This is a genomic window from Amycolatopsis sp. NPDC049688, assembly GCF_040674975.1.
Lineage (GTDB): Bacteria > Actinomycetota > Actinomycetes > Mycobacteriales > Pseudonocardiaceae > Amycolatopsis.
In genome coordinates this window covers 231,709-242,734 of sequence record NZ_JBFANY010000011.1, presented here as the reverse complement: position 1 = coordinate 242,734, position 11,026 = coordinate 231,709, and the positions used below count along the sequence as shown (strand labels likewise).

General features: G+C 71.2%; 10 protein-coding genes. 4 read left to right on the top strand and 6 right to left on the bottom strand.

The genetic code is table 11. From position 1 onward, the window contains the following. Positions 1 to 205: 205 nt before the first annotated feature. Positions 206 to 3,091 carry a preprotein translocase subunit SecA gene (gene secA / locus AB0J55_RS30935; RefSeq protein ID WP_364256236.1) on the top strand — a complete coding sequence of 962 codons (2,886 nt, stop codon included), beginning with the start codon at positions 206 to 208 and terminating at the stop codon, positions 3,089 to 3,091. Between the two features lie 370 nt (positions 3,092 to 3,461). On the opposite strand, the gene AB0J55_RS30930 is transcribed toward secA, so the two are convergent. After that, entirely contained in the window at positions 3,462 to 3,911 is a 450-nt protein-coding gene (locus AB0J55_RS30930; protein ID WP_364256233.1) for an Rv3235 family protein, read from the bottom strand. 197 nt (positions 3,912 to 4,108) lie between these two features. Between AB0J55_RS30930 and AB0J55_RS30925 the strand changes: the two genes are divergently transcribed. Continuing rightward, positions 4,109 to 4,483 carry an HAD-IA family hydrolase gene (locus tag AB0J55_RS30925; RefSeq protein ID WP_364256328.1) on the top strand — a complete coding sequence of 125 codons (375 nt, stop codon included), beginning with the start codon at positions 4,109 to 4,111 and terminating at the stop codon, positions 4,481 to 4,483. A gap of 3 nt (positions 4,484 to 4,486) precedes the next feature. Here the strand turns inward: AB0J55_RS30925 and AB0J55_RS30920 are convergent, their stop codons facing one another. Continuing rightward, the gene (locus tag AB0J55_RS30920) at positions 4,487 to 5,248 is read right to left on the bottom strand and encodes an RNA methyltransferase (protein WP_364256230.1); all 762 of its coding nucleotides are present in this window, start codon (positions 5,246 to 5,248) and stop codon (positions 4,487 to 4,489) included. Positions 5,249 to 5,282: 34 nt separating this feature from the next. Between AB0J55_RS30920 and AB0J55_RS30915 the strand changes: the two genes are divergently transcribed. Continuing rightward, positions 5,283 to 6,689, top strand: a complete 1,407-nt coding sequence (locus tag AB0J55_RS30915; protein WP_364256227.1) for a wax ester/triacylglycerol synthase family O-acyltransferase — start codon at positions 5,283 to 5,285, stop codon at positions 6,687 to 6,689. Then, positions 6,686 to 7,177: a hypothetical protein gene (locus AB0J55_RS30910; protein WP_084093341.1), complete on the top strand. Its 492-nt coding sequence runs from the start codon at positions 6,686 to 6,688 to the stop codon at positions 7,175 to 7,177. The genes AB0J55_RS30915 and AB0J55_RS30910 overlap by 4 nt, the downstream gene beginning before the upstream one ends. Positions 7,178 to 7,217: 40 nt before the next feature. Here the strand turns inward: AB0J55_RS30910 and AB0J55_RS30905 are convergent, their stop codons facing one another. From AB0J55_RS30905 to rsgA, 4 genes are all read right to left on the bottom strand, one after another. Then, a complete protein-coding gene (locus AB0J55_RS30905; protein ID WP_364256224.1) occupies positions 7,218 to 8,096 on the bottom strand; it encodes an NAD-dependent epimerase/dehydratase family protein in 879 nt (292 codons plus the stop codon). A gap of 52 nt (positions 8,097 to 8,148) precedes the next feature. Beyond that, on the bottom strand, positions 8,149 to 8,892 hold the full coding sequence (locus tag AB0J55_RS30900) for a hypothetical protein (protein WP_364256221.1): 744 nt from the start codon (positions 8,890 to 8,892) through the stop codon (positions 8,149 to 8,151). 71 nt (positions 8,893 to 8,963) lie between these two features. Then, positions 8,964 to 9,854: a hypothetical protein gene (locus AB0J55_RS30895; RefSeq protein WP_364256218.1), complete on the bottom strand. Its 891-nt coding sequence runs from the start codon at positions 9,852 to 9,854 to the stop codon at positions 8,964 to 8,966. Positions 9,855 to 9,956: 102 nt separating this feature from the next. Continuing rightward, complete coding sequence (rsgA, locus tag AB0J55_RS30890; RefSeq protein ID WP_364256215.1) at positions 9,957 to 10,979, bottom strand: ribosome small subunit-dependent GTPase A; 1,023 nt, start codon at positions 10,977 to 10,979, stop codon at positions 9,957 to 9,959. Positions 10,980 to 11,026: the final 47 nt, after the last annotated feature.

Below are 11,026 nucleotides of genomic sequence, written 5' to 3'. Positions count from 1 at the left end.
GTGCGGACCCTCCGCATGTCAGAACCTTATTCAGCCGCCGGCCGGCGGCTGAATAAGGTTCTCAGGACGTACGGCGTGTGCACACGACGGCCACCGTTCCCTACGATGGGGGTGGGAAGGTGGCGCCGAACACGGCCGCCACCGCGGGAGAACCTGCCCGGGACCGGCCTGGGCGTGCTCATATTCAGCTAGTGAGGTCGACCGGATGGTGCTGAACCGCCTGCTCCGCGCGGGTGAGGGCAAGATGGTGAAGCGGCTGCGCAACATCGCCGATCACATCAACACCCTCGAAGACGACGTCAAGGACCTGACCGACGCCGAGCTGCGGGCCAAGACCGAGGAGTTCCGCAAGCGGAACAGCGACGGCGAATCCCTCGACGACCTGCTGCCCGAGGCCTTCGCGGTCGTCCGGGAAGCGGCCAAGCGGGTGCTGGGCCAGCGGCACTTCGACGTGCAGCTGATGGGCGGCGCGGCCCTGCACCTCGGCCAGGTCGCCGAGATGAAGACCGGTGAGGGCAAGACGCTGACCTGCGTCCTCCCGGCGTACCTGAACGCGATCCCCGGCAAGGGCGTCCACGTCGTCACGACGAACGACTACCTCGCCAAGCGTGACTCGGAGTGGATGGGCCGCATCCACCGCTTCCTCGGCCTCGAGGTCGGCGTCATCCTTTCGGAGCAGCAGCCGGACGTGCGGCGCTCCCAGTACAACGCCGACATCACCTACGGCACGAACAACGAGTTCGGCTTCGACTACCTGCGCGACAACATGGCGTGGAGCCTCGACGACTGCGTGCAGCGCGGGCACAACTTCGCCATCGTCGACGAGGTGGACTCGATCCTCATCGACGAGGCCCGCACGCCGCTGATCATCTCCGGCCCGGCCGACCAGTCGTCGCGCTGGTACGTCGAGTTCGCCCGGCTCGCGCCGCTGATGCAGGGCATCGACACGACCACGATGGGCTCGCGGGAGCGCGTCGAGAAGACGAACCTGATCAACTCGAAGTACCACTACGAGGTCGACCAGCGGAAGCGCACGGTCGCCGTCACCGAGAAGGGTGTCCGGTTCGTCGAGGACCAGCTCGGCATCGACAACCTGTACGAGGCCGCGAACACCCCGCTGGTCGGGTACCTGAACAACGCGCTCAAGGTGAAGGAACTCTTCCACCGCGACAAGGACTACATCGTCCGCAACGGCGAAGTCATGATCGTCGACGAGTTCACCGGGCGCATCCTGCACGGCCGCCGCTACAACGAGGGCATGCACCAGGCGATCGAGGCCAAGGAAAAGGTCGAGATCAAGGCCGAGAACCAGACGCTGGCCACGATCACGCTGCAGAACTACTTCCGGCTCTACGACAAGCTTTCCGGCATGACCGGTACGGCCGAGACCGAGGCCGCGGAGTTCCACCAGACCTACAAGCTGGGTGTGGTGCCGATCCCGACGAACCGGCCGATGATCCGCGTCGACCAGGCGGACCTGATCTACAAGACCGAGCAGGCCAAGTTCGAGGCCGTCGCCGAGGACATCGCCGAGCGGCACGAGAAGGGCCAGCCGGTCCTGGTCGGCACCACGAGCGTCGAGAAGTCCGAGCACCTGTCGAAGCTGCTGGTGAAGCTGAGCGTGCCGCACGAGGTGCTGAACGCGAAGCACCACGACCGCGAGGCGCTGATCGTCGCGCGCGCGGGCCAGAAGGGCGCCGTCACGGTCGCCACGAACATGGCCGGCCGCGGTACCGACATCGTGCTGGGCGGCAACCCCGACCTGATCGCCGACCAGGTGCTGCGCGAGCGCGGCCTGGACCCGGTCGAGCACTCCGAGGAGTACGAGGCGGCCTGGCCCGAGGTCCTGGAGCAGGTCAAGGCGGAGTCGAAGGCCGAGGGCGAAGAGGTCCGCGAGGCGGGCGGGCTGTACGTGCTGGGTACCGAGCGGCACGAGTCGCGCCGCATCGACAACCAGCTCCGCGGCCGGTCCGGCCGTCAGGGTGACCCGGGCGAGTCCCGCTTCTACCTGTCGCTCGGTGACGAGCTCATGCGCCGCTTCAACGCGACCATGGTCGAGCGCGTCATGACGACCATGCGGCTGCCCGACGACGTGCCGATCGAGCACAAGATGGTCTCCAAGGCCATCAAGAGCGCGCAGACCCAGGTCGAGCAGATCAACATGGAGCAGCGCAAGGACGTCCTCAAGTACGACGAGGTCATGAACGAGCAGCGCAAGGTGATCTACGCCGAGCGCCACCGCGTCCTGGCCGGCGAGAACCTGCGCGACCAGATCGAGGGCATGCTCGAGGACGTCGTCAACGCCTATGTGGACGGCGCGACGGCCAACGGCTACGCCGAGGACTGGGACCACGAGAAGCTGTGGTCGGCGCTGAAGCAGCTCTACCCGGTCAGCATCGAGTGGGACGACCTGGTTGAGGACGGCGACCTCGACGCCCAGGGCCTGCGCGAAGCGCTGCTGCAGGACGCCCGCGACGCCTACGACAAGCGCGAAGCGGAGATCAACGCGCTGGTCGGCCCGGAGGGCATGCGGACCCTGGAGCACCAGGTGATGCTGACGGTCCTCGACCGCAAGTGGCGCGAGCACCTGTACGAAATGGACTACCTCAAGCAGGGCATCGGCATGCGGGCGCTGGCGCAGCGCGACCCGCTGATCGAGTACCAGCGCGAGGGCTTCGACATGTTCCGCGCGATGCTGGACTCGCTGAAGGAGGAGGCCGTCGGCTTCCTGTTCAACCTGCAGGTCGAGCGCGCGGAAGCCCCGCCTGCCGAGGCCGCGTCGGCGCTGCCCACGGGCGTCCCGTCGGGCAACGGCCAGGCGACGGAGGGCCGCCACGCGCGCCCGGCACCCCCGCAGCCGCCGACGACGGACACGGAATCGGTCCCGGCGGCCCTGCGCGGCAAGGGCCTCGGCGGCGGCGCTCAGCCGTCGGGCATGACCCTGTCCGGCCCGGGCGAGGACGGCGAGGTCGAGTCCCACGCCGAAGGCGGAGCCCGCCCCGCGGCGGGCGGCGCCGGCGGCACCCGCCGGGACCGTCGCGCCGCCCAGCGCGACGCGGCGAAGAAGGGCAAGAAGGGCCCGCGCCGCTGACGGACGAGAACGAACGGGGCGCGCGGCAGGTCCGCGCGCCCCGTTTTCGTATCCGGATGCGGCACGGGGTGCGGCCGGGACCGGTGCCGCGCGTGTGCCGGGATACCGCGGTGACCCGGCTCGGCTTTCGTACCCGGATACGGCTGGGACCGGTGCCGCGCGAGTGCCGGATACCGCGGCAGCCCGGCTCGGCTTTCGTACCCGGCCCGAATCGGCGCCAGCCTCGCTCGACCGCGGGGTGAGAACGCGCCGCACCGATGTGGACGATGCGGCGCGTTCCCTCCTCGTGCTGCGGTCCCGTTCGCCAGTCCCGCAAGGCGGGCTCCTCCCGGTCAGGCCGTCGGCGGCGAGCGAGCACCGGACACCCGTCTCACGCCGCCCGCCGGTTCGGGTGGGCCGGCTGCTGCGGCCTCAACAGTGCGAAACGCTCGCACCGCCAGCCCGTCGGCGTACGCGTGAAGCGGGCTGCCAGTGCGAACGACCGGCCGTCCGCCTCCACGCGGGCGCACGCCTCGACCACGTCCGGTGCCGGGGTGCACGTGTGGATCGTCTGCGTCCGGTGGCGTGGCCGCGGCAGGCGTGGGCCGCTGAGGCCCGCGTACACCTCCGGCGCCACCAGCGCCCGCACCTGCGCCGCCGGGCGGCGGCCGTCGTAGGCCTCCAGCAGCATGTTCAGCAGGTGGCCCACCTCGCCCGCGTCGAGCTGCCTCGGCGCCGGACATCGGCCGGCGCGGCGGTGCTCCCGCGGGGTCACCGATTGTTCGCCGGGACGTGGCACCTCGTAGTCGGCCAGTGTTCGCACGCGGTGTTCCTCGATCATTTTCTCCCCTTCCTGACTCGCATTCCCTTGGAGGGGGAACAGGCCGAAAAGGACACCGGAATCGCTCGATCCGGGCGAGAACCGCCGAAGCCGTGGATTCCCCGCAGCCGATGCGGTACGTCCGACCGGCGTTGTTGCGCACTGCGAGACACCGCGTTGCCGCCCCGGCTATGGTGTGCCGGGTGCTGAAAGGGCTATTGGTCGATTTCGCCGGAGTTCTCACCGATCCCGACGCAAGCCGGTTCTACGACTACCTGGCGGCCGCCCGCGAGCGAGGCGTCCGCACCGCGCTGCTGTCCAACGCCCCCGGGGCGTCGGACGAGGTCAAGAACACGATGCTGGGCTATTTCGACGCGCTGGTGTTTTCCGGCGAGGTCGGCGTGGCCAAACCGGACCCGGCGGTCTACCTGATCGCGGCCGACCGGCTCGGCCTGCCCGCGGCGCACTGCGCGTTCGTCGACGACTCCGCGACGAACATCCGCGGCGCCGTCCAGGCGGGCATGGTCGGGGTGCAGCACCGGTCGGTCGGCGAAACGCTCGAGGAGCTCGCGGTGCTGTTCCCGGAGTGGTGAGCGTCAGCGTGCGCGGCGGACCAGCTCGAACGACAGCACCGCGGCGGCGGCCGAGACGTTCAGCGACTCGGCGTCACCCGGCATCGGGATCGACAGCCACTCCGTGACGAGCTCGCCGACCTCCGGCCCGACCCCGGCCGTTTCGCCGCCGAGGACGAACGCGGCGCGCTGCGGCAGGTCCACGTCGAACACCGTGGTCTTCGCCGACGCGCCGAGCGCATAGACGCCGTAACCGGCTTCGGTGAGCAGTTCCGCGGCCTCCCGCGCCGACCCGCAGCGCAGCACCGGCGCGCGGAACGCCACCCCGGCCGACGCCTTGACGACCAGCGGGTCCAGCGCCGCGACGCCGCGCCGGGGCACGATCACGCCCTCCAGCCCGGCGGCGGTCGCCGTCCGCAGGATCATGCCGACGTTCGCCGGCGTGGTGATGCCGTCCAGCAGCAGCACCCGCGACGGCGGGCGCCGGTCGGCCAGCGCCGCGGAAAGCGCTCGCATCCGCGGCGCGACGACGTCGGCGAGCACGCCCTGATCCTGCTTGCCGTTGCCGGCGAGGACCTTGACCCGGTGGGCGCTGGCGCGCTGCACCGGCACCCCGGCGGCCTTCGCCGCGCGCTGGATCTCCGCTGCACCGGGGCCGCGGGCGGTGTCGGCGAGGATCACCTTGTCCACCCGCAGGCCGTCGTCCGCCAGCGCCTCGAGCACCGGCTTCCGGCCGTAGACGGTCAGAAAGCGGTCCTTCGGCGAGATTGTCGACTCATCACCCACACCCGGCAGTCTCGCATCATGAAAGGATCGCCCCATGCCCGACCGCCTTTCCGCGCTGGACGCCTCGTTCCTCTACGTCGAGGACCACGCGACGCCGATGCACGTCGGCGGGGTGGCGATCTTCGAGCGGCCGCGGTCCGGCTTCAGCTACGCGCAGCTGGTCGACCTCGTCGGCGGGCGGCTGGCGTACCTGCCGCGGTACCGGCAGCGGGTGCTGGAGGTGCCCGGCCACCTGGCGCGGCCGGTGTGGGTGGACGACGTCGACTTCGACCTCAACTACCACGTCCGGCGTTCCGCGCTGCCCCAGCCGGGCAGCGACGAGCAGCTGTTCGACCTGGTCGCGCGCCTGATGTCGCGGCGGCTGGCGCCGGAGCGGCCACTCTGGGAGGCGTACTTCATCGAAGGGCTGGCCGGCGACCGGGTGGCGCTGGTGACGAAGACCCACCAGTCCGTTGTGGACGGTGTCGGCACGATCGACCTCGGCCAGCTCATCCTCGACGCGACGCCGGCCGAGCCGGAGCCGTTCGAGGACATCTGGACCCCGCGCCGCGAGCCGAGCCGCACCCAGCTGGTGCTGGACGCGATCAGCGAGGGCGTCCAGCGGCCGGGCGAGGTGGTGGAGAACGTCCGGTCGGCGGCGAACGACGCGTTCGCGGCGGCGGGCAAGTTCGCCGAGACGGTCGGCGGGGTGGCGTCGACGCTGCGGACCCTGGTGAGCCCGGCGCCGCCCGGGCCGCTGAACGTCCGGGTGTCGGGCGGCCGCGTGTTCGCGGTGGTGCGCACGCGGCTGGAGGACTTCCGCAAGATCCGCGCGGCCCACGGCGGCACGGTCAACGACGTCGTCCTCGCCGCCATCACGGGTGCGCTGCGCGAGTGGCTGCTCTCGCGCGAGGAGCAGCTGACGCCGAACACGACGATCCGCGCGCTGGTCCCGCTGGCGGTGCGCGACGCCGAGACGGCCGAGTTCTCGACGCCGGGGCTGGTGGGCAACCAGGTGGCGGCGTACCTGGTGGACCTGCCGGTCGGCGAGCCGAACCCGGTCCTGCGGCTGCAGCACATCGGCCACGCGATGGCCGAGCACCTCGATTCGGGCCGTTCGGTGGCGGCGCGCGGGCTGCTCAAGGTCGGCGGCTTCGCCCCGGCTACGCTCCATTCGCTCGGCGCCCGCGCGGCGGGGTCGCTGTCCGGGCGCATCTTCAACGTCATGGTGACCAATTCCCCGGGCCCCCAGGTGCCGATGTACGCGGGAGAGGCCAGACTGGTCGAGATGTTCCCGGTGATGCCGTTGATGCGCACGCAGGCGCTGGCGATCGGGGTGACGTCCTACCACGGCGGCGTCTACTTCGGACTCAACGGCGACCGCAAGGCCGCGTTCGACGTGGACCTGGTGGCCGGGATGATCGAAGAGTCCTTGGAAGAGCTGAAGGGTGCGCACTGGTGAGGGTCTATCTGCCTGCGACCATCGCGATGCTTCGCGACCTCGAGTCGTCGGGGGAGTTCCGCGCCCGCAGCGGCACGGCGTTCGCGCTGACACCGGCGTTGCGCGAGGCGTACGTGAGCGGTTCGGACGAGGAACTGGAGTACGCGGCCCTGCTGGACGCGGCCCGGGCCTCGCTGAGGTTGATCGCGGCGGAGGAGAAGGGCGAGCCACGCCGGGTGGTGGTGTCGGCGGACGTTTCCGGCGTGACCCTGCGCCCGGACCTGGACGCCCCGGTGGTCCGCATCGGCGGCCCGATCCCGCTGTCGGCGGTGGCGGCAATCCACGTGGACGCGCCCGAAGCAGCCGAGGCAGTAGCGGCGGCCGCGGCGGTGATCGACGCGGCGGACCTGGGGGACCCGGACGCGGAGTTCACCCTGGGGGACGCCGAGGACCATGAACTGGCTTGGTATGCGCCGCAGGAACTGCCGTTCTTGCTGGAGCTGCTCTGAGTTGTCCACAGGTGTGAGTACCTGTGGACAACTCGGAGACTCAGGCCACGAACCAGTCCGGCCCCGGTGCCGGCCGCTCGCACTCCCACCCGGTCGTCTCTCGCAGCTTCGTCGAATCGACCCGCTGTGACCGCCCCATCGGTTCCGCCAGCGGGATCCGCGAAACGAGCCACTTCGGCAGCGCCCGCGCTCGGCGTATCCCCGCCGCCGCGGCCATCGCCGCGCCCAGCTCCTCCTTCAACACCGGTGGCGCCCCCACGTTGTAAACGCCCGAAGGCGCCGTCAACGCCGCCACTGCCGCCGCTGCGGCGTCGGAGGGGTGGATCGCCGTCGTCCAGTCCTCCCGGGACCCCATGATCAGCGGTGCTCCGCGGCGGGCCGCCGCCAGCAGGGCCGATGTCGCCGTGTCCGGGCCCACCAGCTGGCCGATCCGCAGCCGGACCACCGTCCGGTCCGTCAAGGCCGCCACGTTCTCGTGCGCTGTCACCGAAGACGCCGTCACCACCCCGGGACGCAGGGGAGCGTCCTCGGTGAGCACTCGGGAGCCGCCGTCGGCGTACACGAACGAGATGCCCTCCTGGACCACCGTCCGCACCTCTTCCACCTGCCGGACCGCCGCCGCCAGCGCCGCGCTTCCCGCCAGGCGGACCTGGTCGTTCGCCGCCCACGCCGCCTTGCTGGTCATCTTCCGGGGGATGCGCGTCGCCAGGTTCAGCACCGCGTCGTGCCCCCGCAACGCCGCGGCCAGCGAATCGGCCGAAAACAGGTCCCCGAGCACCGGTTTCGCACCGGTTGCCTGCACCGCCTGCACCCGTTCCGCGGACCGTGCCAGGCCGCTCACCTCGTGTCCCGCCGCCAGCAGCTTCGCCACCGCCGGTGCGCCCAGTACGCCCGTTGCCCCGATCACCAGTACCCGCATGTCCGTCTCCTTTCGAGCTGACCACTGGACGAGGCAGCCGGGGGAAACGTGACTACCCCACTTCGCCTGCCGGCGGGGGCTGGACGTCGACCGGGGTGCCCCAGTCCGAATACCGCGTCGTGATGCGTGCTTCGGCGCCCGGCAGGATCGGGGAGAGGTCCAGGACGATCTGCAGGGGCCGGTGCGCGTCGTCGAGCCACAGCTCCACCGGGAACTTGCCCGCCGCCGCGTCCGGGGGCAGGCCCGCGGGCAGGTCGGGGCCCAGGCGGGCCAGGTCGAGGTCGACGCGGTAGTGCTCGGCCGGCACGCCGTTCAGCTGCCCGCGCTCCGCCGCGACGATCGTGCCCGCCGTCCGGATCTCGCCCAGCGTGTGCGCCGGGTCGTTCTGCGTGGTCAGCTGGGTGAGGTTGCCGCCGAGGACCTGGGAAAACGGGTCCGTGCCGGCCGCGGCGACCACGATCCACGGCTTCCCCGCGCCGACCTCGTCGCGCGAGCCCTCCGGCACCTTCGCGTACAGCTTGCCGCCCACCGCCCGCAGCTCCATCGGCTCGCCGAGGAAGTCCGTCGTCATCACCTGGGCCGTTCCGCCGGCGCCGAACCGCGCCTGGCCCTGGCCCTTGGACCGGACCGAGCCGACGGCGACGTCCGTGCCGAACTTCGCCGAGCCGCTGCTCGTCGTGGCCGCCGTGGCGGCGTCGGCCAGCGCCCGCGCGTCGTCGAACGCCGGTGGCCGCGGCGGGTCGGAACACGCCGCGGCGAGCAGGGCGGCCAGCAGCACCACGGCGGCTTTGCGCATGTGACCACCAAAACACAGCGGCTCCCCCGAACCCGTTCGGGGGAGCCGCTGCTACTCAGTGTCGTCCGGCGTCAGCGACCGGCCTTCTTCATCAGCTCGCCGAGGTCGACGACCTGGTCGGCCGGCGGGGCCGTCACGTCGACCTGGGTGCCCCAGTCGCTGTACTTCATGGTGAACTTCGCGTCGCCGGCCGGCGCGCCCAGCGCCTGCATCAGCGGGCCCTGGTCCATGGTGACCTGCACCGGCAGGTTGTCCTTGTCCAGCCACAGCTCGGCCGGGATCTTGATGTCCTTGCCCTTGAGCATGTCGGTGAGCTTGTCGCGCGCCGCGGCCGGCACCTGGCCGGTGAACTGGTCGATGGCCTTGGCGACGTCGAGCTCCACCTTGTAGTGGTTGACCTGCTCGCCGTTCAGCTCGGTCTGGTCGGAGGAGATGATCCGGCCGGTCTTGGAGATCTGGTCGAGCATCTTGCCCGGGTCGCTCTGCTCCGCCGACTGCGACAGCGCGCCGCCGAGGGCCTGCGAGACCGGGTCCGTGCCGTCGGCCGAGATCTTGGCCCACGTCTTGTCGGTGCCCATCTGCTTCTGCTCTTCGGCGGGCAGCTTGATGTACATGACCTTGTCGACCATGCGCATCTCGGTGGTCTGGCCGGCCGCGGTGCTCGTCATGGAGAACTTCGTGTCCGCGCCGTCGAACGCCATCGCGCCGGTCGCGGTCATCGACTGGCCGGCGGCCGAGCCCTCCATCGTGAACTTCGCCGACTTCGACTTCTCGGTGCCCTGCTTGGACGCCGACGCCAGCTGGATCGCGTCGGTGAACGGGGAAGCAAGGCCCTTGCTGCCGCCGTCGGACTGGGACTGGCCGGCGGCGACCGGCTGGGCGGTGCCGGAGTTGCCGCTGCACGCCGTCAGCGTCAGCGCCAGCACGGCGGCGCTCGCGGCGACCAGGGTGGTCTTGCGCATCGAATTCCCCTCAGAGTCGGATGGGTCCGCTCGGCATATCGCCCGAACGGGCGAATAATTACACCTCTGACGGTGACGACCCGCGGCCGGTTCCCGGTTGTCTCAGGATTCGGTGGCGCGGGTCACATCGTGCCCGCCGCGGGAGGCCAGCAGGCGCCGCAGTGACGCGAGCCGCTCGGGGCTCGCCGTGCCTTCGGTGACGACGTCGTCGAGCGCGCAGTCCGGGTCCTCGGGCGGCCCCAGGTGCCCGCAGCCCGACGGGCACTCCTCGGCCGCCGCGGCGAACTCCTCGAAGGCGTCGACGATGTCGTCCGCGGTGACGTGGGCGAGCCCGAACGACCGCACCCCCGGCGTGTCGATGACCCAGCCGCCGTCGGGCAGGGGCAGCGCCACCGCCGCGACGGACGTGTGCCGCCCCTTGCCGACCGCGCTCACCACGCCGGTGGCCAGTTCGGCGTCCGGCACCAGGCGGTTGACCAGCGTGGACTTGCCGACGCCGGAGTGCCCGACCAGCGCTGTCACGCGGTCCTTCAGCATGTCGGCGAGGCCCTCGGGCTCTTCGTCGAACCGGGTGACGATCGCCGGGATGTCGAGGCCCGCGTAGCCGGCCAGGAGCTCGTCCGGGCTGGCCAGGTCGGCCTTCGTCAGGCACAGGACGGGCTCGACGCCGCCGGCGTAGCAGGCGACGATGCAGCGGTCGATGAAGCCGGTGCGCGGCGGCGGGTCGGCCAGCGCGGTGACGATCAGCAGGCGTTCGGCGTTGGCGACGACCAGCCGTTCGTACGGGTCGGTGTCGTCGGCCGTGCGCAGCAGGGAGCTGGTGCGGTCGTCGACCCGGACGATCCGGGCCAGGGTGTCCGGCTTGCCGGAGACGTCCCCGACGATGCCGACCCGGTCGCCGACGACCACCGGCGTCCGGCCCATCTCGCGGGCCCGCATCGCCGTGATCACCCGGCCGGGATCGGCGTCGATCGCGCAGGTCCAGCGGCCGCGGTCCTTGCCGATGACCATGGCCGTGACGGCGTCGGCGTGCTCGGGACGGCGCTTGCTGCGGGGCCGGGTGCCCTTGCCCGGACGCACGCGGACGTCGGACTCGTCCAGCCTGCTCCAGTCGTTGCGCGCCAAACCCTCGTCCTCTCGTGCGCCGGTGCCCACCCGAATGATCCCACGTC

Coding starts and splice junctions, on each gene's coding strand:
- AB0J55_RS30905 (WP_364256224.1), bottom strand. CDS start 8,096: ATGCGGGTACTGGTGATCGGGGCAACGGGCGTACTGGGCGCACCGGCG.
- AB0J55_RS30895 (WP_364256218.1), bottom strand. CDS start 9,854: ATGCGCAAGACCACCCTGGTCGCCGCGAGCGCCGCCGTGCTGGCGCTG.
- AB0J55_RS30915 (WP_364256227.1), top strand. CDS start 5,283: ATGCCCGACCGCCTTTCCGCGCTGGACGCCTCGTTCCTCTACGTCGAG.
- AB0J55_RS30930 (WP_364256233.1), bottom strand. CDS start 3,911: ATGATCGAGGAACACCGCGTGCGAACACTGGCCGACTACGAGGTGCCA.
- secA (WP_364256236.1), top strand. CDS start 206: ATGGTGCTGAACCGCCTGCTCCGCGCGGGTGAGGGCAAGATGGTGAAG.
- AB0J55_RS30900 (WP_364256221.1), bottom strand. CDS start 8,892: ATGCGCAAAGCCGCCGTGGTGCTGCTGGCCGCCCTGCTCGCCGCGGCG.